Origin of the sequence: Bacilliculturomica massiliensis (assembly GCF_900605495.1) — a bacterium.
Lineage (GTDB): Bacteria > Bacillota > Clostridia > Peptostreptococcales > Anaerovoracaceae > Bacilliculturomica > Bacilliculturomica massiliensis.
On the sequence record NZ_LR027603.1, the window covers coordinates 1611662 to 1632546 of the forward strand.

At 54.9% G+C, this 20885-nt stretch carries 18 protein-coding genes; 1 reads left to right on the top strand and 17 read right to left on the bottom strand.

From position 1 onward, the window contains the following. Positions 1–12 precede the first annotated feature (12 nt). The 10 genes from E0E37_RS16580 to E0E37_RS16620 form a co-directional block, all read right to left on the bottom strand. Positions 13–993 carry a glycosyl hydrolase family 18 protein gene (locus E0E37_RS16580; RefSeq protein WP_130864088.1) on the bottom strand — a complete coding sequence of 327 codons (981 nt, stop codon included), beginning with the start codon at positions 991–993 and terminating at the stop codon, positions 13–15. A 69-nt stretch (positions 994–1062) separates the two neighbouring features. Next, entirely contained in the window at positions 1063–3435 is a 2373-nt protein-coding gene (locus E0E37_RS16585) for a preprotein translocase subunit SecA (RefSeq protein WP_130864089.1), read from the bottom strand. Positions 3436–3480: 45 nt separating this feature from the next. Next, a complete protein-coding gene (locus E0E37_RS16590; RefSeq protein WP_130864090.1) occupies positions 3481–3681 on the bottom strand; it encodes a hypothetical protein in 201 nt (66 codons plus the stop codon). Between the two features lie 72 nt (positions 3682–3753). After that, complete coding sequence (locus E0E37_RS16595; RefSeq protein ID WP_130864091.1) at positions 3754–4461, bottom strand: hypothetical protein; 708 nt, start codon at positions 4459–4461, stop codon at positions 3754–3756. Then, on the bottom strand, positions 4462–5466 hold the full coding sequence (locus E0E37_RS16600) for a hypothetical protein (RefSeq protein WP_130864092.1): 1005 nt from the start codon (positions 5464–5466) through the stop codon (positions 4462–4464). A 167-nt stretch (positions 5467–5633) separates the two neighbouring features. Beyond that, positions 5634–5768, bottom strand: a complete 135-nt coding sequence (locus E0E37_RS19035; protein ID WP_281275535.1) for a hypothetical protein — start codon at positions 5766–5768, stop codon at positions 5634–5636. A 333-nt stretch (positions 5769–6101) separates the two neighbouring features. Continuing rightward, positions 6102–6539: a hypothetical protein gene (locus E0E37_RS16605; protein ID WP_130864093.1), complete on the bottom strand. Its 438-nt coding sequence runs from the start codon at positions 6537–6539 to the stop codon at positions 6102–6104. A gap of 89 nt (positions 6540–6628) precedes the next feature. Next, entirely contained in the window at positions 6629–7402 is a 774-nt protein-coding gene (locus E0E37_RS16610) for a hypothetical protein (protein ID WP_130864094.1), read from the bottom strand. Then, complete coding sequence (locus tag E0E37_RS16615) at positions 7399–7944, bottom strand: RNA polymerase sigma factor (RefSeq protein ID WP_130864095.1); 546 nt, start codon at positions 7942–7944, stop codon at positions 7399–7401. The genes E0E37_RS16610 and E0E37_RS16615 overlap by 4 nt, the downstream gene beginning before the upstream one ends. Before the next feature lie 267 nt (positions 7945–8211). Then, the gene (locus E0E37_RS16620; RefSeq protein WP_130864096.1) at positions 8212–10533 is read right to left on the bottom strand and encodes an S-layer homology domain-containing protein; all 2322 of its coding nucleotides are present in this window, start codon (positions 10531–10533) and stop codon (positions 8212–8214) included. 204 nt (positions 10534–10737) lie between these two features. On the opposite strand from E0E37_RS16620, the gene E0E37_RS16625 reads away from it, so the two are divergent. Then, complete coding sequence (locus E0E37_RS16625) at positions 10738–12138, top strand: MATE family efflux transporter (RefSeq protein WP_130864097.1); 1401 nt, start codon at positions 10738–10740, stop codon at positions 12136–12138. A 113-nt stretch (positions 12139–12251) separates the two neighbouring features. Here E0E37_RS16625 and E0E37_RS16630 read toward each other — a convergent pair whose 3' ends face one another. The 7 genes from E0E37_RS16630 to E0E37_RS16660 all read right to left on the bottom strand — a co-directional run bounded on the left by E0E37_RS16630 (position 12252) and on the right by E0E37_RS16660 (position 20880). Then, positions 12252–12527: a hypothetical protein gene (locus tag E0E37_RS16630; protein ID WP_130864098.1), complete on the bottom strand. Its 276-nt coding sequence runs from the start codon at positions 12525–12527 to the stop codon at positions 12252–12254. A gap of 64 nt (positions 12528–12591) precedes the next feature. Next, a complete protein-coding gene (locus E0E37_RS16635) occupies positions 12592–13134 on the bottom strand; it encodes a hypothetical protein (RefSeq protein ID WP_130864099.1) in 543 nt (180 codons plus the stop codon). 610 nt (positions 13135–13744) lie between these two features. Then, positions 13745–15127 carry an FAD-binding oxidoreductase gene (locus E0E37_RS16640; protein WP_130864100.1) on the bottom strand — a complete coding sequence of 461 codons (1383 nt, stop codon included), beginning with the start codon at positions 15125–15127 and terminating at the stop codon, positions 13745–13747. Positions 15128–15166: 39 nt separating this feature from the next. After that, positions 15167–16345 carry a pyridoxal phosphate-dependent aminotransferase gene (locus E0E37_RS16645; RefSeq protein ID WP_130864101.1) on the bottom strand — a complete coding sequence of 393 codons (1179 nt, stop codon included), beginning with the start codon at positions 16343–16345 and terminating at the stop codon, positions 15167–15169. Positions 16346–16686: 341 nt separating this feature from the next. Continuing rightward, positions 16687–18102 (bottom strand): sigma-54 interaction domain-containing protein, encoded by a 1416-nt coding sequence (locus tag E0E37_RS16650; protein WP_130864102.1) that lies wholly within the window; start codon positions 18100–18102, stop codon positions 16687–16689. Positions 18103–18118: 16 nt separating this feature from the next. Then, complete coding sequence (locus tag E0E37_RS16655) at positions 18119–19498, bottom strand: FAD-binding oxidoreductase (RefSeq protein ID WP_130864103.1); 1380 nt, start codon at positions 19496–19498, stop codon at positions 18119–18121. Positions 19499–19740: 242 nt separating this feature from the next. Continuing rightward, positions 19741–20880: a M24 family metallopeptidase gene (locus tag E0E37_RS16660; protein WP_130864104.1), complete on the bottom strand. Its 1140-nt coding sequence runs from the start codon at positions 20878–20880 to the stop codon at positions 19741–19743. Between the last annotated feature and the right edge of the window lie 5 nt (positions 20881–20885).

The window sequence follows — 20885 nt, forward strand, 5'->3', positions numbered from 1 at the left end:
CCGGCTCCGCCCTTACAGCTTCGCCACGTTGAACATTTCCCGCAGGACCTCCCAGTTTGCCCGGAAGGGCCGCATGAGATTCCAGTAACTTACCCCGGCCAGCCCGTATTCCTCCACCAGCCGCAGCTTGGCGCGGATGCTTCTGGCGTCCTCGAACCAGACCTCGTGTTCCCGATTGTCCTCGTCTTCGTAGAAGAAGAACGGGGCCTGAGCCACCTCGTCAAAGAGGATCTCCGCTCCGCGGTAATTTGCCAGCCAGACCGCTTCCTCGTTTCCGATGCTGCGGGCCCGCGATTCTCCTTCTACAAAGGGGAGGGTCCAGTCGTATCCGTAGTTGGGGATCCCCATGAGGATCCTGGACGGGTCGATCTGCGTCACGCCGTAGTCCAGCACCTCACGGACTCTGTTGACAGGCGCAACGGCCATGGGAGGACCGTAAGTGAATCCCCACTCGTAAGTCATCAGCATCACCAGATTGGCCGCCTTGCCGATCGCCGCGTAGTCATGCCCTTCGTAAAGCAGCCCCGGCTGATCCGTGGCGATCTTCGGCGCCAGGGCCGCCAGGACCACATAGCCTTCCGCGTTAAGCCGTATTCTGGCCCGCTCGATCAGGCTGCTGTAAAGGTCTTTATCCCCGGCCGGAATATATTCGAAATCAAAGTCCACTCCGTACATGCCCTTCGCTCTCAAATTGGCGAGTATCTCGTCGATCAGGCGTTCCTGAGACTCCGCCGTTCCCAAAATCTGACCCAGCAGATCGCTGTCCATGCCGCCTTCGCCCTCCAGCGATGAAAGGACCATCAGCGCCCGCGCTCCATAAGGGGCGGCCGTGCGGATGATCACCTCGTCGTCCAGCGGGATCAGGCCGCCGCCGGCATTGACGCCGTAACTGAACGCCGACACGAATGTCAGATCCGGCGCGGTCTCCGCCAGCAATTCCGGATTTATATTAGGATAGGCGTACCCATTTACCACGATCGTCCTCTTTGCCATACGATCACCTCCAGAAGAACTTTATTCGGTTCGGCGTCCTCATATTCCTTCCCGGTAAAAATCGCCGGTCTAAGGTCTGCGAAGGATCAGCGGCAGTCCGGAAAACTGTCCGGGATTTTCATCTACGGCGTATGTCCACGTCACTGCTGAACCGCCCAGTCCTTCTTTTTCCAGGTCGATCCCCTGCTCTGTGATCCGGCATGACTTCATGCCGGCGATCACGCAGGCCCGAATGTCCTCCTCCATCTCCGCGAATGCCCTCACAGCGGTCTTATTGTACGAATCCAGCGGGTTTTCTCCGCCGATCAGGGCCAGATGGACCCCCGGCCTGACATTTTCCATAACAGCCAGATAATCGGACCAGCAGCGGTTGCAGAAATACAAAGCCAGCTGCCGTTCCGCTTTCTCCACCGTGGCCCATCCCAGATCCGCGGCGTACCGCTCGAAAAGCTCCGGCTCCTCCGCCTGCAGAAAACCCGGCTGACGCTCCCCCGTCAGCACCTCCCGGCGCCAGTGTGTGATCCTTCGCCGCTGTACTTCCAATATAGCCGCATATCGCTCCAGCATGTAGCGTTTTTCCGCATCCGATCCTTCTCCTGCACGCTGCAGCTCCCGCGCCAGCTTCGGGGATTTTCCTCTTCGAAAAAGCTTCCTGGCATATTCTGTCTGAAAGATCGGCTCGTCCAGGCTGATAAAAAAACGGCTCTTGCCCGGGTCTCCCTGTCTGCCCGCCCGTCCGCGCAGCTGATTTTCCACGCGGCGGTTGGCGGCCAGGCCGCAGCCGATCACATACAGACCGCCCGCGGCTCGTGCCTCCGCCCTTTTTCCTCCTTCCACGTGATCGGGCGCCTCCGCGACGTCCCCCCGTCGGTCCGCCCCTCCTGTCCGGTCCGTACCCTCCGGCCCGCCCAGACGAATATCCACGCCCCGTCCCGCCATATTTGTGGAAACAGTCACCCGGCCCGGCTCTCCGGCCCGTGCGATCAATTCCGCCTCGCGGTCGGCCCGGGCGGCGTTGAGCAGGAAATTGGGCACGCCGGCCGCAGACAGCAGTTCCGCATACCGTTCAGACTCCGCCACGCTCTGCGTCCCCAGAAGTACCGGCTGCCTCCGCTGATACGCCCGCCGTACCTCCTGCACGACGGCCCCTTCCTTTTCCGCCTCTGTCGATACAAAAAAGTCCGGTTCATCCACACGGATACAGGGGACGTGGGGAGACAGCAGGATCGTGTCCAGTCCGTACATGGTCTTCAGTTCTTTTTCGCAGCCCGTCGCTGTGCCGGTCATTCCTGCAAGCATATCGTATTGTTTCAAAAAGAACTGCAGCGGGATGGAATTGTAGATCGCCAGAGACGCCGCGGCGCCGATCCCCTCTTTCTCCTCTGCCGCCCGATGCAGCAGTTCCGGATACCTTCTGGACTCCGCCATCCGGCCGGTGAGTCCGTCCACCAGCCTGACGCCCTCTTCCGTCACCAGATAGTCCCGCCCCCGTTCCAGCAGATACTTCGCCTCCAGAGCGGCCATCATAGCCGAATGCATACCGGCGTTCTCTTCCGCATACAGATTGTCGATCCCCAGCAGGCTTTCCGCCAGTGAGATCCCTTTCGCCGTCAGCCAGACCCGGGCGCCGGCAGCATCCGTCTCGACCTCCGCCGGACCCATGCGTCCTGCCGCCCGCCAGGCCAGTTTTACCGGCCCGTCTTCCGTCGTCTGCGCGCTCTCTTCACGGTCCCTCTCCGGCATGCTCCCCGCCAGCACCAGCGGGATCCGCGCTTCGTCGATGAGGATGGAATCAGCTTCGTCCACGATCCCGCAGGACGTGGGGATGACCACCCACTCTTCCTGCTCCATGCAGAGAAAATTTTTCAGATAGTCAAATCCAGCCTCCCTGGCCGTAATATACAGCACGTCGGCTCCGTATCCCAGTCTTCGTTCCCGTTTATTGCTCTTCTGGACGATACAGGCGCTGGTGAGACCGCAGTATCTGTAAAAAACCTGATTGGCCCTCCAGTCCCGCTCTGCCAGATAGTCGTTATAGACAAAGATATGTACTTTCTCGCCCCCCAGGGCCCGGGCCGCCGCCGTCACTGCGGCGGCTAACGTCTTTCCCTCGCCGGTGGGCAGCTGAACGATCTTACCGTTCTCCATGGCCAGGGCGGCGGCCAATTGCGTATCAAACAGCTTCAGCCCGGTGCAGCGAAATACCGCCTGCGAAAGCAGGCTGTAAAGTTCCGCGCATTCCTCCGCTCCCATCTTCGCACCGGCGCTCTGAAGCGGTCCGGCGCTCTGTTCCCTGCGGATCCTGCGGCGCTCCGCCGCGCGCGCTATGTGTTCCTGCAGCTCCCCATCCGGCGTTTCTTCCCAGTCAGATCCTTTCATTTCCATTATTAAATCAGCATACGGCAAAATAAGCCGTCCCTGTCCCGGCTGTCTTTTTCTCATATTTCAAATCTCCTTTCTGTCGATGCACCAACTGACAGAAAGGATCTATTCGATCTTGCACACGGATCTCACTACAGACAGGTATCCCGCCGGCTCCATGTCCGGCTCAAACACCCGAAAGAACAGAAAAAAACAGCTGACTGGGAACAGAAACAGCAGCGAAGGACACAACAAGACCATCGCCAGCGCCACAGCCGCAGCGATCAGGACAAGTCCTCTGAATATCCGCTCCCATCTGCCGCTCATAGACATCGCCAAAACACCTGACGAGGGCCGCCGTCCGCTTTTTCATCTGCGTTGGGCGGGATCTCCCCGTTCTTACCTTTCTTCAAATTCCGGATCTTTTTCCGCGGTCTGGACCTCTCCGTCCATCCTGTTTCCCATTTCAGAGATGACCGCCGGATCCCCGGGAGGGAGTTCTGCCCTCCACGCCTTATCCAGACCGTGGACCAGGACCAACATCCAGATCTGAACGATAAAACCAGCCAGCATCACCAGCCACAACAGCGTTTCAAGATAGAGCGCGGAACCGATGATCAGACCCACGTTGACGATCCCAAATACCACTGTGATCAAAACCGCTCTGCCCTGATAAAAAACGAACTTTTCATCCATCGCGGCCTCCGGCCCTGAATGACCTGCGTTGTTTTCCCTCCCCGCCCATAAGGCGCTCCGGGGAAGATCGGGGGCCAGAAACGCCCGGGCGCTGCCTGTCAGCAAAAAGTAGAACAGGCCCATCTCACAGATAATATAGACGCCGGAGCTCAGTCCCTCGCCCAGCTGCCGTCCCAGCACCGGTCCCACCAGCGCGGCCGCCCATCCCGACAGATTGGCCGCCGCCGCGATCAGGCAAAACGTCCGGGCTGTTTTAAACTCATTCAGATCAGATATGCTGAACAACCCGCCGAGACCCGCATAAACGATCAGCAGCGCGATAAAAGGCGGCAAAAGCTGGATCGAACCCAGGTTGATGTGAACCGTCGTCAAAAACAGTCCCCAAAAGACTACTTTATATTTCTCAGACATCTATTCCGCCTCCCTTGCTTTCACATATTTTACCGCGGACACCCCGTCTCCCGCGTAAGGGCCGTAATAATTAAGATTATTCAGCTCCATTCTCCGCTGTCTCCCATGCTCGTTTTCAAACAGCAGACAGGGACGGGCGTCATAGATATCGAAGCGTCTCTCCGCTTCCGGTACCTGAACGGCAAAAGAAACTTTGATCAGCTTCCCCATCTCATATTCCTTTCCCACGGCCTCTGTGTATTCGTCGCCGTTGATCTGGATCGACCACAGCCCGTTCATCTCTGCCAGCATGCGCTCCTCCAGACCGGCAAACCGCAGATTTTCCGAAGCCACAAAACTTTCGCTGCCGGTTCCGTCGCTGGACGCTTCCGCCCTATCCGAATGCAGCCGTTCCGAGCTGTTCTCCTCCGGCTGCCGAAGGATCAGCTTCCCCATATCCGCATTCATTTCCGTGCCGTCGCTGAAGAGCACTCTGGCCCGGGACAGCGTTACATCGCCAAGCTCCCTGAAGTCCATAGTCTCCAACAAGCTCATGTTCACACTGCGCACGCTGTACCTCCCGCAGGGTATCCCGATCTCCGTCTCGCCGTTATCCATAAAAAACCACGGGCCGCCGGTGTTCTCATCCGCCCGGAAGGACAGCTCCGGCGCCTCCTCAAAGATCACAGTCGAGACGATCCTGCGGTCGAAACGCTCCGTTAAGTAATACATACGAAATTCCAGGGGGTGGATGTAATTGGGGACGCCGTCATCCGCTTCCGATTCTATGCCGCCGGCGTCTCCATCCAGTTCCCCTTCGGCGTTCTCCGCTGCGGCCGCCGCTTGCGGAAACTCCAGGTCCAGGTAATGCCTCACAAAAACCGGTCTATCCAGATACAGATAAAAAAACAGCGCCGCATAGATCACCAGAGCGGCCGCCGACGCGGCGAAACAGAATAAAAAGATCCGCCGGCCACGCGTCATCTCCCGTGCAAAATCTCTTCCGCGCTTTTTTTCCTCCATCATGATCCCGTCCCCCTCCTGTTCCTCCACGCACCTATCGTTCCCTTTTCTTTTATTAAACAGCATGGCAATAAAAAAAGCAATGGAAAATACCATCGCTTCCATATTGACGTGTTTTCAGACACGAAAAAGGGACAGCAACCCCATAAGCTGTCCCCTTTCCCCGTACGTTACTTTTTCCGCATCAGTTTTCGTTCCTGTTCACGCATGTGTTTCCATTCGCTGATCAACAGCGGAATGAAGATCATGTACATGACAGCTGTTGCGACGATGAAGAAAATCGGGCCGTAAGTAGTTAAAAGCATAAGATCATCCTCCTAACCACAGCACTCTCCGCAGCGTCCCCCAACGCCGCCGGAGAATGGGAGCCTGTACAACCGTTGTTCAGCCCGAAACATTCTTCGTTTCCCTTGATCCCTGTTTCCCTTTTTTGATAAATGTTCATTTCATTCTTTCCCCCTAATCCCTCTTCCAACATTATCCTCAATTTCCGTTCAGAATACTGTCGAAATTTTGTTACATGCCGCCGGATATTTCCAACAATACCCGACAGCATCGGCGGATTTCACACACCATCTCCGCCTTATCCCCTTTTTAAGACACCATAGCCTTGTCAGACTGACTAATTCAGGTCCGAGTTAGAGGCTGATGGCGGACGAGTATCTGCCGCTGGTCCGATTAACCACACCATTGACTTTGTCCTCAAATACTACTTTAATGCGATACGTTCCAGAAGCATTGACATCAATATACTCGACCACATCAATTTCACCAGTCCTGGAATTTCCATAAACTTCATAGGGCGCATAATATTGATCCCAGCCACTGGAGTACTTCCGCTCAACAGTCACCGTAGCCTTGATGTATTCAACATTGGTGCTGAAAGAACTGGCTGAATAAATGGCCTTTCCTCGCAGTGCATCTGCACGGGTAAAGCTAACACTACCACTGCCGATGGTGCGCGTGTCATCCACCCCGTTCACTTTTACGTCTAAGTCAGCTGCAAAAGCTGCTGTTGTGGAAAAGAGCAGGACTACGCACATTACAATAACAAATAAGCTTCTTCTTTTCTTCATTTCTCCTCCTTTGGTCATATGATTGTAACAGGTTCCACTATATAAGATGCTTTTTGTGACTCAAAAATTGCAAAAAGTAAGAAATATTTTTATTTTAGATTATTATAAATTTTTTCCAACTCCTGATTCTCTAATTCGCCTGAGATAATGAACCTAGTTTTTTTATTGGGCCAAACAGTTAACATATTATTTCCACTCACTTCATCATGCTGAAAATATAATTCGTTTTCGTGTAATGCTTCCCCTTCATTTCCAAAGAAATTAAAAACGTTTTCTGATTCTTCTGTAATACTTCTCTGTACAATCTTGACCATATCTTCATTTTTATTCTTATACAAGTAAGTCGCATTATAGTAACCAGCTTCCCCCTTTTCTATCAACAAATTATCAAAGGAGTAGTTGTCTGAAATATATAAGGGCTTTTTTAAATCCGCAAAAAAGCCTTTCCCGATACTATCAATTTGGGCTTCATCTGATATTATGATTTCAGATGTCGTTTCTTCCATGTCTTGTCCATCAGGCTTTACCTCTGCAAACCCATTCCGAATATTCTCCGCCAGGATCTGAAAGGGCGTCTTATCAGCATTCGCCGTGTCCGGAACCATGAACGGCGCGATGATCATCGCGCAGATCAGCACGCAGGCCACGAAACCGCCGGCCTTCAGCGCCTTTCGGCCGATGCGCCGCAGTCCGATATGACGCTCCGGTCTACCTCTCATAAAGAACTCCGGCGGCGGCACATCCATGTTCAGGTCCTGGAAAAAATCCCAGTCCTTTTCGATCCCCGGCGTTTCCATCAGGCGGCGGAGCATTTCTTTTTCTTCGGGAGTGATCTGCACATCTTCGTCTTTATTCCGCTTCACTGTGCATTCCTCCTTTCCCCGCTATCCGACGCCAGACTGTTTTTCCTCAGTTCTTCCAGACCTCTGGCATGCTGTGAAACTACAGTATTATAATTTCGGTGAAGCAGTTTTGCGATTTCCTTCAGGGAAAATTCGTAGTAGTCAGCAAGAAGGACGACTTGAACGTATTCTTTTTTCACTCCATTGCACAGGAAAAGAAATTGATGAATATCCCCATCTCTGCGGATGTAGTCTTCCACGTTGGACCTGCCCTTCAGCCAGAGCAGCTGATGAGGATCCGTGGGATCTTCGATCTCGGATTCACTTCTTCTGCGGAACTGAAGAAATTCGTTTTTGGCGATCTGTAAAACACCTGCTTTCACATCTTTGTAGGTTTTGATCAGTCCGGCTTTCTTCCAACACTTGATAACGGTTTCCTGAGCCAGATCTTCCGCAATGCTGGCATCCAGTGTTAAGGTGTATAACAGTTTTTTAATGTACGAGTAATAAACCCAGATCTCATTTTTGAAGAACTGGTCATTGGACTCCCGCCTTCTATTCATCGGTATTCTCCTTCTTCTTACTGAGTGTATTCCTTGGCTATGGTGCTGTAGAAAAAATCTTGTCGATTACCGTCGAGCAGAAAAATTATACCACGATTTACCTATTGCTACCACCTATTATTTTCGGTGAAATTCTGATTTTTACAAACATTACACGCCATATCTGTCAAAACTGTCAGACCTCTGATACGGCTTTCCCATAGCCACGGCGACGCTCCGGCGGCCCTTTCCGGGGCCCGGTCGTCTAGCCCGGCTTCATATGAATGATTAAATGGACAGCTGGTCGATCAGCGCCGCCGCTTCTCCCCGTGTAGCCTGTTCAAGCGGGCGAAAACTTCCGTCCGGATATCCGTTCAGCGCTCCTCCTTTCCAGAGATCGCGCACGGCTTCCAGCCGGCCTTCGCCGATGACAGCCTCGTCGGAAAAACCTTTCATGCGCCGGCCGCCTCCGGGCAGTTCCGCTCCGCAGGTCTGTGCGAATCGCCAGGTCATCAGCGCCATGTCCTGGCGGCTGAGCGCGCCGTCCTCGATATCGGAAAAATCTATCTTCGCTGTGGATCCTCCGCCCTCCTGATCCGCCAGCCCGTACAGCAGAGCGGCATATTCCCGCCGTGTGACGGATCGCTCAGGCTGAAAAGAGACTCCCTGATCTTCCGATTCAGGTCTCTGCTCCAGCATGCCCGCTTGCCTCAGGTCAATTCCTCTGTATGACAGGTCGTCCACATAATATTCGCTCCAATGGCCGTACACATCCGACGGAATATCCAGTTCCCGTTCTACCGTGCGCCGGATGCGTTCCAGCACATCCTCCCCGAAGGGATGGGACAGGCCGCATTTCTCCAGCGCCGCAAATAAAGGCTCGTCAGGCATGTTGATCAGATCGTAATAATCTTCCAGCGCCTGACCCCGGTCATGGATGGATCCCGCCCACAGTTCGAAGGCCGCGATGGCCGACACCGCATAGCTGATATAATATCCAGGGGACTCATAGATATGGGACGTCTCCACCCAGTCGTAAGGCTGCCAGTCCATTTCATATCCGTATTCCGCGCCGATCCGGGCCGCGGCCTCGTTCAGCTCCTGCAGGGTGGCTTTGGGGTGGGAATACGCGTACTGCTCGAACTGGTCTGTCATGCAGGCTCCGGTTATACTGTAGATGAGATTTTCCAGCAGATCCGTTTTTCCTCTGTCCGCGTACTCCCCCAGCATATCGTCATAGTATTCCAGAAACAGCAGTTCCAGCCCCTGGGAATGGACCTCGAAGACGTCCACGTTGAAAGACTCCGGCCATGTTGGATAGATCTCAGTCCAGTAAGTCTGATTGTAGTGGCCAAATTCATGGATAAAGGATGTAAAATCATAAAAGGACCCGTCCGGCTGATTCATCATAAAGACCGAATGCTCCGCAGGCAGGGCGATGGTATAGGCGCCGTTAAATTTATTTTCCCTGTAATCCAGATCATAAAGACCGTATTTCACCATGTAATCATAGGATTCCGTCAGCTCCGGACCGATCTCGCCCAGATGCGCGGAGACCCGCCTCATCGTCTCCGCCGGATCCAGATATCTGGCGGCGTATTCATTCAGTCCGTCGGTGTTCTTGGCTGAAATGATCTTGTCCTCCAATGGAACGATGATCTTTTTTACCGACTGAAACAGAGCGGAGGTGTCTTCCGTTGAATATTCCCTCATATAGGAACCGTACATCTGATCCAGATAGTTCTGTTTCTGCCCCTGCCCGTTATTGGTGAGCTCCGCCATCTGCGTTCTCACTTTCAGCAGTTCCACATAGATCGGCCCCAAGACCTCGTTTTGCGCACGGCTGATCTCTGCGCAGAGATCGTTCCACTGGCTGTCGGAGATCTCCCCTTCTTCATACAGTTGGTCGATATCCGCCATGCCGACCTTCTTTCCGTTCCAATCAGCGTAGTACTCGTCTATGCTCTTATCCGCGTACTCCGACAGCAGTTCGGTCTCACGGCAGGACAGTTTTTCCTGCTCCGGCGTCATGGCTTCTTCATCGCCCACAGCAGCGCAGAACGCCTCTCCCCACTGTTCGGCCGCATAGGCGCCGCAGGGCGAATCCAAAACAGTCTGCGCCGCAACTCTGAGCATTTCCGAAAGCTCTGTCTCCAGCATTTCCATAGCGGTCTCTTCCGCCTGGAAATACTCGTCCTTCCCGTCAAGATCCGCCATAACGCCCGCCAGACGGTACATGCCCTCCGCCCGGTCATAACGCCGGATCAGACGTTCGAAAAGACGGACTGTCAGTTCCCGGCGGTCCTCTGACCGGGACAGTCTTCTGATGTTTCCCGCCAGACTCTTCATCACTGCGGGATCGGTCCGCGTGTATTTCATATCCGCAAAGTTCACCTGTCCGTGCTCTGTGTCTTTCAGGCGGAACCCTTCCCGCAGGCCTCCGCCGCTCTCCGCTGCCGGCTCTCCCGCCGTGTCCCGTTCTCCGGCGTCCCACGACGCCGCCAGGACCCGCAGCGGACCTGCCTGCTGTCCACAGGGCGCAAAAAACAGCGCAGCTGCCAGAACTACGCCGGCAGCCCGCCGCCAACCTTTTATTCTCATTCTCATCATCTGTGTGTCCACCTGTCCTTCGATAAGGGCAAAAGCCCAATTATTCCCTGTCCAGTTTATTTATCACCTATTATATACAGTGTATCAATTGCTGGAAATTCTTTCAACACAAATGTTAAAAAAGTCCTACATCTATATAAAAAGAAATAATGAAAAAAAGCGCGTAATATGGTAAGATGTAACTCAGTCTAAAGGAGCATACATATGGAACAAGAGAAAACAAAACAAATTACTGAAAAAGGATTAATGACAGAAGGAGTGATCTACAAACAGCTTCTTCTGTTTGCTTTGCCGCTGATTCTGGGAAATCTGTTTCAGCAGCTTTACAACATGGTGGATTCCATCGTTGTGGGAAATTTCATTGGAGGCACCGCTCTGGCCGCCGTGGGGGCGGGTTTTGCCGTCATCAATCTGCTGATCGGTCTTTTCATGGGCCTGACCACCGGAGCGGGCGTGGTCATCTCCCAGTTTTACGGCGCCGGCGATACAGAGAAGCTGCGTCAGGCGGTACATACGGCGGCGGCATTCACTCTGATCTTCGGTGTTTTTCTGTCCGTGGCCGGCGTGCTGCTGGCGGATCACATCCTCATCTGGACCAACACTCCGCCGGAAGTGTTTGACCAGGCATCTGTCTATCTGAGGATCTTTTTCAGCGGCATGATCTTCCTGTCGATCTACAATATGGGCGCCGCCGTTCTCCGGGCCGTTGGCGATTCCAAGACCCCTCTCTACTATCTGGGCGTCGCCTGCATCATCAATATCATACTGGACATTCTTCTCGTGGCCGTCATCGGCATGGACGTGGAAGGCGTTGCGATCGCCACCCTGATCGCTCAGGCCGTCGCCGCACTTATGGTCGTCGTCAAGCTGGTCCGCTGCAGAGAGGGCTATGGACTGGTTCTGAAAGAGATCCGCATTCATCCTCTGCGGCTGAAGCGCATTCTTATCGTGGGCATCCCCTCCGGGATCCAGCAGATGATCATCAGTCTCTCAAACGTGGTGGTACAGGGTTACATCAACGGTTTTGGTTCCGACGCCATGGCCGGATGGAGCGCTTACAGCAAGATCGACGGTCTGCTGCTGCTGCCCCTTCTCAGCTTTGGGCTGGCCATGACCACTTTCACCGGCCAGAATATCGGGGCGAAAAAGCTGGACCGCATCCACAAGGGCGTCCATTCCTGTCTGATCATGAGCACTACCTTTGCCGCGGTCATGACCGTCGCCATGTATATCTTCGGCGGACCGGTCCTCTCCATCTTCTCTGATGAACCTGAGGTCCTGCGGTATGGCGTCTACATGCTGAAGGGCATGATCCCCTTTTACTTCCTGCTGGGATTTATCCAGATCTTCAGCGGCGTGATCAGCGGATCGGGCAACTCGTTTGCCTCCATGCTGATCATGGTTTCCAACATGTGCGTCCTCCGTGTGGCCGCTCTCTGGTTTATGGCCTCCCGGATCTCCGACGTCAAATTTGTCTTTTACGCATACGTCCTGTCCTGGGCCACCTGCGCCGCAGGCCTTTTTCTCTACTATCTCAAGGGCAGCTGGAAAAAAGGGATCGCAGGCAAGGACGGCGTCCCGGAGGACGGCGCGGATGTTCTTTAGATCGAATTCTGCACCGCAGACAGCCGTCTGCGGCACGCTGAATATGCGAAAGCGGATGGCGTCTCACTCACGCGCCATCCGCTTTCTTTTTAAGACGGCCGCGGTCTCTGCCTTTATTCGTTCCGCGGAGTCTCCCTCATCTTCTCTTCCAGCCACTTCCGGCACTGGTCAAACCCTTCTTCCGTCAGCTCAAATTCTCCCGTAAACAGGATCCCGTCCCGCGCTTTCGTCAGTTCATAGCACAGCGGCCCGTCGTAAACATGGGCTGTCAGTTTCTTCTCGTTTCTGTCCGTAATGATCTTATACCTTCTGTTTCCGATGTTTCCCGTATATCCATTGCCCACGTGAAAATAATGGAACGCGGGCAGCTGTTCCTCTATGCTTGCCATTTCGCCACTCTCCCCTATTGTTTTTGATTTTTTCCATCCTGATCTCAACCGTTGGGCAGAAGGCTCACTGCTTCGGCGTCAGCGGCGTCTTGGGGGGCTGGGCTTCTTTCATTAATTTGTTACACGCCTTCCCCATCTCATGGGCCGCCTCGCCCAGCTGCCTGCTGCGCGGCGGTATGGTCATCCACAGCGCCAGCCCCAGAGCCAGCACAGCGTAGGCCGTTTCCAGGGAAAACAACAGCAAAACGCCGCCGTAGGAAGCAAGCGGCGCATTTTCCGCGATCATCATAAACAGCGGACCCGCTGCTTTTGCCACGTCAACAGCCGGTATGAGTCCCAGCAAATAAAAGACAAACCCCACCTTCCACGGCCCCCGGTAAGCTGCCAGAGCAAAGATCGCCGCCACTCCCATCCCCACGGTCAAGCCGATGAGTATGCCCAGCCACGACGTTGCGCCCATCAGAAAAATCAGCACCGCTTTCTGGGCCAGCGCCAGCAGCACCAGCGCCCACAGCAAAACCTTTTTCCGCTTTTGAAATCCTTCCAGTCCGGGCGTGTCCGCGTACGCCGTCTCAATGATCTGATTCATCTCTTTCTTTACATCCATCTTGTCCTGACTCCCCTTTTCACATCTGATCACACAATGGATATATTCTATCATCCCTTTCACAACTTTTAAAGTCTTTCCGATCAATAATCGATTTTGAATGGATGGATCTCAGCATGAAGGCCGGCTTGCTGTTGGTTTGTTTCGTCGGCACTCCGGTTCACTGTTTCAACTGCTCCGCGATCCGCTGCGTTCCCGCCCCAAGCTGCCCCGCCATAGGTGAAAATCGCTTAAAATTCGCTGTTTCACACATATGGGCTCGGATTTCATTCCATATTTCCTATTTATTTGCTTTTTATATGCAATTTCCACTAAAACCGATCCATTTCCCCTATATTTCCCACCGTATTCGGGGATAACTAGTCTTTTTTCCCTTTTTCACCTATGCGCCATTCCCTTTCGATTCCGATCGGCCCACGCACCTATCTCCACATGATGAGACGGCATCATTTCCTGCCGGAGTGCTGCAGGATGCCGCAGCCGCTTTGAATCAAGACAAAAAGGGCGCCGGCAGTCCTCTGCCCCAGAACGGCAGACGACGTCGGCGCCTCAGATACAGCGGCGGCCCGGGGGCCATCACAGCCCGGGGCCCGCCACAGCACAGGGACCCTCAGTAGATCGCGGTATCCGGATTCAGGATGCCGTTGGGGTCGAACAGTTCTTTGATGCCCCGCATGAGACGGAGCTGTGTGGAGTCGTACTGTACGGGCAGACTGTCTCTGCGGATTTTTCCAATGCCGTATTCCCCGGTGATCGTGCCGCCGATGCGCACGGTCAGGGCGTAGAGCTCCCGCTTCAGATCCTCATAATAGTCGTCGATGTCTTTCTCAGCCAGATAGACGTTGCTGTGAACATTTCCGTCGCCCATGTGTCCCACAGTGTCAATGGCCGCTCCGTACCGTTCCGCGATCTGTTCCAATCCGCTGATCAGTCGCGGAATGTCCGCCGGCGGCACGGCGATGTCCATAGAATCCGTCAGATCTTCTCCGAAGGCCCCGTAGGCGCTGTCGCAAATGGTCAGGATCACGGACTGATCTCTGCCGGCCTCCGGGACCAGACTCTCCACCGCGCCCGCCTCGCTGCAGATCTCCTCGATGGCCTTCTGCACGTCGAAGAGTCCCTCCTCGCTGTCCTCCTCCGCGATGAACAGCAGATCGGACCGCCCTTTCTCCAGAGGCCACCTTTCGCCCACGTATTCGGCGGTGCGCAGCGCTACGGAACGGTTCAGGTACTCGATGGACAGGGGTACGATCCCCCGCTTCAGCGTCCGCGTCACCGCGTCGGCCGCCCTGCCGCAGGTGTCGAAGGAGGCCAGAAGGACGCCGCTGTACTTCGTTTTAGGGTACAGACGCAGCATGACCTTGGTCACTACGCCCAGCGTGCCTTCCGATCCGATCATCAGCTGCATCAGATCGTAGCCCGCGTTGTTTTTTCTCAGCTTTCCGCCCAGGCGGATGAGAGCGCCCGTGGGCGTTACAACTTCCAGTCCTTTGATGTGATTTCTCATCACGCCGTGCTTCACCGCCCGCGGATCGCCGGCGTTTTCCATGGCCAGCCCTCCTACCTGCGCTTCGGCTCCGCCCGGATGGCAGGGAAAATACAGGACGTTTCTTTCCTGAAGAAACTCGTTCATTTCTCTCAGCGTCACTCCGGCTTCCACCGTTATGACGAAGTTTTTATCGTCGTATTCCAGGATCTTTTTGAACCGTTCCATGGAGATAATGATGCTGGGCCGCACGGGGATCGCCGCTCCGCACAGTCCGGTCCCGCCGCCGCGCACTACTGCGGTGATGTTTTCCGAGTTGGCCAGCTTGAGTATCTCCGATATCTCCTCCGGCTTTCCGGGCTTCACCACCACGCAGTCCCGGCACGCCGGCGGCCGCAGCCGCCGTTCGGTCTCGTCGTACAGATAGTCTTCGATATGTCCCTGATCGTAGACGACAAACTCCCGTCCCGCGATCTCTTCCAGCCGCGCCGTAATGTCAGCTTTCATCTCCTGCTCCTTTCCCGCCTCAGGGCATCTTCGCGTGTCTTATTTTCCGAGGGTACTGACGAATCCGGCCAGCCGTTCCATGGCTGTCTCGATCTCCTGTCTTGAGCAGGCGTAGGCCAGTCGGATAAAGCCTTCCCCGCATTTTCCGAAGGCGTTGCCGGGCACCATCGCTACGCCGGTCTCATCCAGCGCTCTGCTGCAGAATTCCGTTGAAGACATGCCCAGACCGGCGATGCTTGGAAATATGTAAAACGCGCCTTTGGGCTCCACCAGCCGGATCCCGTCGATGGCCTGCAGGCCTTTGACGACCATATCTCTGCGAACGCGGAATTCTTCCACCATGCGCTCTGTGAAGGGTCTGCCGTTCAAAAATGCCTCGGTGACGCCCACTTGCACGAAGGAGGTTGCGCAGGTGGACATATTCTGGTGCACCTTGTTCATATAGAGGATCATTTCTTTGGGAGCGATAGCGTATCCCAGCCGCCAGCCGGTCATGGAAAAGGTCTTGGATGTGGAATTCACGATCACGGTCCGCTCTTTCATGCCCGGCAGAGTGGATATGCTCACGTGTTTTCCCGTAAACAGGAACTGATCGTACGTCTCGTCTGATACGACGATCAGGTCACGTTCCTGGGCCAGCTTTGCGATCTTTTCCAGTTCCTCCCGGCCCACCACGGCCCCGGTGGGATTGTGGGGCGTGTTCACCAGCAGCGCCTTGGTCCTGTCGGTCACCCGCTCCTCGATGTCCGCGGCTTTCAGTTCAAAACCGTTTTCCAGCTTCAGCGGCACTTCCACGATGTTAACGCCTGCGATGTGAGCCATGTCGGTGTATGCGGAAAAATACGGACAGGGAATGAGGATCTCGTCTCCCGGGTTCAGCACGGTTAGCATGAAGGCCATCAGCGCCTCGCACGCTCCGGCCGTGACCATGATCTCGCACTCCGGATCCGCTTCGATCCCATTGTCCCGCTTCTCCTTCACGGCGATGGCGGACCGGAGCTCAGCCGTGCCTGCCATGGCCGTATAGTGAACAAATCCGTCGTTCAGCGCCTTGATCAGCGCGTCTTTCGCTTCCCGGGGGGAGTCGAAATCAGGTTTGCCGATCTCCATATGGATGATCGATTCGCCGTTGGCCTCCATCACCAGCGCTTTCTGAAAGATCTCGTAAAGCCCTCCCGACATGTCCATTGATCTCATTCTGTCATTCAATGTTTGCATAATAATCTCCTTTCTTTCTTGTTTTATATATTTCAGTGATATTATTGCTCCCAGGGGCGGACGGCTCCGCAGCCCGGGCAGTTTATACCTTTTATCTAACGCATATTTCATGCCAAAGCTCCGTGGGGCGCAGGCCTTGAAATTTCAGTCTTCTTCCCGGAGACACCGACAAAAAAAGGCAACAGCCTTTGCATTCTTTGCTGCAAAAGCTGTTGCCCTGCGGCCGTTTCCACGGCTCTTTCCGGCTCTCCAGTTCTATCCGGTCCCACTGACCGGTTCCGGTTGGACTGGCCGGTTTCACTGACCTTTTCCGTTTCCACTTCCCGTTTCTATGTAATAAATTATTGAAACTCCATCTTCCTCAGTTTATGCTGCAGCGCCTGACGGGTGATCCCCAGACGCTCCGCCGCTCTGGACACATTGCCGCCGCACTGCTCCATGGCGTCTTTCACCAGCGCTTTTTCCATCTCGTTCATGTACTCGATCAGGTTCAGTTCAGCAGCTTTTCGGTCCGCCTTCACCTCTCCCAGCACCTGCGTCACACGGGAAACTTCCCGGACTTGTTTGATAAAGTAATGCGGCAGGTGCGCCATCTGGATCAGCTCGCCGTTTTCCGCCAGATTCACGCCGCATTCCACCACATTGGACAGTTCTCTGACATTTCCTCTCCAAGGGTATTTTCGAAAGGCCTCCTTCACCTCCGGCATAAAACCGGTGGTGGTCTTGCCGCTCTTGCGCGCGAATTTTTCCGCGAAATAACCGGTCAGCAGCTCCAGATCATCTTCTCTCTCCGACAGCGGGGGCACAAAGATATCGATCACGTTCAGACGGTAGAATAGATCGGTGCGAAGGATCCCCTCCTCGATCAGCTGCTCCGGGTCCCTGTTTGTGATGGCGATCACCCGCACGTCCACGCGGCTGATCTCTCCCGAGCCCACCGGCCGAAAACTTCCTTCCTGCAGAACGCGCAGGAGCTTGGCCTGAAGCCCAACGGGCAGGGAGTTGATCTCGTCCAGGATCAGCGTTCCGCCGTCTGCCATCTGGAATAAGCCCGGCCTGTCCACCGCCCCTGTAAACCCGCCCTTCACTGTGCCAAACAGCGTGCTCTCCATGAGGTTTTCCGGTATGGCGGCGCAGTTTTCCGCGATCAGCGGTTTTCTCCGCCGGGCGCTCTCGTTGTGGATGCTCTGGGCGATCAGCTCTTTGCCTGTGCCCGATTCGCCTACGATCATCACGTTGGCGTCGCATTTCGCCGCCAGAGCAGCCAAATGCTTCACCTGTTCCATCTCCCGGCTCTCGCCCACGATGTCGGAGATCATACAGTTCATTCCGCTCTCATGGTTTTTGCCTTTCTGCGCCAGCTGATTGATATCCTTCGTGATGCCCAGAACTTTTTCCCGCAGCATTCTGAGCTCTGTAATGTCAATGACGATCTCCAGCGCGCCCACGATCATGCCTTTTTCGCTGACCGGCCAGGTGGATACATTGCCGATCACTTTATTTCCATATTTATTGATCCCGGTATAGATATGATTTACCTGGGGAAGTCCTGTCCGAAGGACCTCGATCAGCTTGCTGTCGTTCTCATTGATCTTCCCCGTCTCCATAAGGGGCTTTCCCAACAGGTCCGAAGCCTTCCGGTCCTCGATGATCTCCATTTTGCGGTTATAAACGACAGTCACACCGTCCCGGTCGATCACGTGCACGCCATCCTTCAGTACTCCAGTCATTTTTTTTATGAGAGTTTCTTTATTCATCACTCCCCCTCCCCCGTTATATGATGGCTGTTTCCGGATTTAAAATATTATTTGGGTCAAACAGCTTCTTTATGCCTCGCATCAGATCCACCTGGGTCTCATCCAGCTGTACGGCCAGATTTCTTCTCCTGGTCTTTCCGATGCCGTGTTCTCCGGTGATCGTACCTCCCATACCGATGGCGAGAGCATACAGCTCCGCTTTCATTTCCTCGTAATATACAGGGATCTCGTCGTTTACCAAATAAATATTATTGTGAACGTTTCCGTCACCTACATGACCTACCGTATCAAATACCGCGCCGTATTTACCCGCGATGCTGTTGAATCCTTTCATCAGTCCCGGGATCGAGGCCGGCGGCACTGTGATGTCCAGTGTATCCGCCAGATACGGCTTTGTGGCGTAATACGTACTGTTGCGTATGTTCAGGATCCGCTCCTGCTCGTCCCGTCCGTCCAGCACCACGCTCTCCACCGCCCCCGAACTGCTGCATATCTCCTCGATGATGCCGCCCACGTTGAAGAGCGCGTCCTCGTTGTCCTCCGCCATGACGAACAGCAGATCCACCTTGCCCCGTTTCAGCGGCCAGTCCTCGTGCAGAAAATCCGCCGTCTTTCTGGCGATGGTGCGGTCCAGATATTCGATGGCAAGCGGCACCACTCCCGTCTGAAGGATCTTCGTCGACGCGTCGGTGGCCTGATCGAAATTGGCGAAAGACACCAGGATCGTCCCATTGAACCGCGGTTCCGGGTAGAGGCGCAGCATGACCTTCGTCACAACGCACAGAGTGCCTTCCGAACCGATGACCAGCTGCATCAGATCGTATCCGGCGTTGTTTTTCTGGAGCTTCCCGTTGAGCTGAACGATCTCGCCTGTGGGGAGCACTACCTCAAGACCGCGTATATTGTTGCGCATGACCCCGTGTTTGCCGGATTTGACTCCGCCCGCGTTTTCCGCTACCAGGCCGCCCAGCTGCGCGTTCTCATCGCCGGAGTGGGACGGAAAATAAAAAATGCTGTTCTTTTTGAGATAGTCGTTCATCTCGCGCAGCGTCACGCCGCTCTCCAGCGTAATGATAAAGTTTTTCTCATCCACCTCGATGATCCGCTTCATGCGCTCCATGGAGATGACAATGCTGGGCATGATGGGGATAGCCGCGCCGCAAAGCCCCGTTCCCCCGCCCCGGACCACCACTGTGATCTGTTTGGCGTTGGCCAGTTTCATGATGTCGGAGATTTCCCGGGCGCCGGACGGTCTAACGACTACGCTTTCCCGACTTGCTTTCGGCCTCAGACATGCCTCCGTCTGATCGTACAGATAGGGCCCGATCCGTTCCGCGGTCAGAACAAACTCAGATCCTACGATTTCCGCAAGCCGTTCGATCACTTTCTCGTCCATTTCAGCGGCTCCTTTCCATTCTGAAACACTCTACTATTATACCCACATTAAATACCCCCGGTAAATTAAAACTTATGGTTTTTTTATCGCTTTGATCAAGCAAAATCTCCCTCGCCCCTTCTATAGGAAAACCAGCCCGGAGAGGAGTCCGCCAGGCTGGTCTTTTCGTCCGTCCGCCAGTTCAATGCGCATGGACGAACCGATATAGAATGGTGTCTTACGCTTCTTCAGCGGGCCGCAGATCACAGGACGATCAGATCGTCCGGCAGCGCCGAAAGCCGGCGGCAGCCCTTATCCGTCACTTCGTAACAGTCGCAGGCCGTGACTCCGACGCCGTTTCTCAGCGTCAGACAGGGATGCAGGTTGATGCGCATTCCCTCCCTGAGCAGGAGATCGCTGCCGGCGGCCAGCATGGGACCTTCCGACATGTCCAGTCCCTGTCCGTGTCCCATAATGCCTGTAAACGGATTCTTCCAGTATCCGGCGTCCATCAGACAGCGGCTTACTTCCTGCGCCGCCGCGCCCGCTCTTTCGCCCGGGCGGATCAGTTTTTCCGCCTCCCGCCGGGCCAGAGTCAGCATTCGAAACGCACGTTTTACCTCTTCCGATGGTTCGCCAAGGGAGATCAGATGGGTGATCTCTCCGTAGTATCCCCCGGAGCCTGCGATCTCAATCACCACGGAACAGAGATCTCCCTTTTCCCATTTATGGTCTTTCTGTATGGCCAGCGGCAGGGACCGCTGCCTGGGCGCCGGTCCCGAACCGATCAGCCAGAACTGGTCTTCGCAGTCCAGCTTCTGCCCGTGACAGGATGCCTCCGCCACGGCTTCGATCTCCCTGCGCCCTTCCCGGACTCCTCTCAGGAATTTGGCGAATACAGATTCGTTCAGCTTGACGGCTTCACGGCACATGGCCAGCTCTTCCTGGCTCTTCACCAGTCTCACTTCCATCATGCTGTCGGTCAGATCCATCAGCGGCATGCCGTCCAGCGCCTCTTTCAGCGAGCCCGTAAACATCCGGGACATTTCGCCGCAGAGGGCGGGCCGCGATACGCCGTTGGATCTCAGAAATTGTCCCACGCACCTTCCGGGCTGCTTTTCGGCTTCCTCCGGCGGAATGCAGATCACCTGATCGATCAGGCCTCTCTCCCCCGCCGCTCTGGCGTTGCCTTCATTTCTGGCAAAGAAAGTGACCGGCCCGTCAAGAGGTATGACCAGAGACTCCGCAAAGACGGGAACGTAGTAGTCGATCAGATACCGCATCCACCCCCGCTGTTCGATCCCGCAGCGGCCTTCCACGATCAGCGCGTCGGCGCCTTCGCTGCGCAGTACCTCCCGGACCCGCTTCTGTCTGCGCAGTATCTCCTGTGTTGAAATTCTCAATGCAA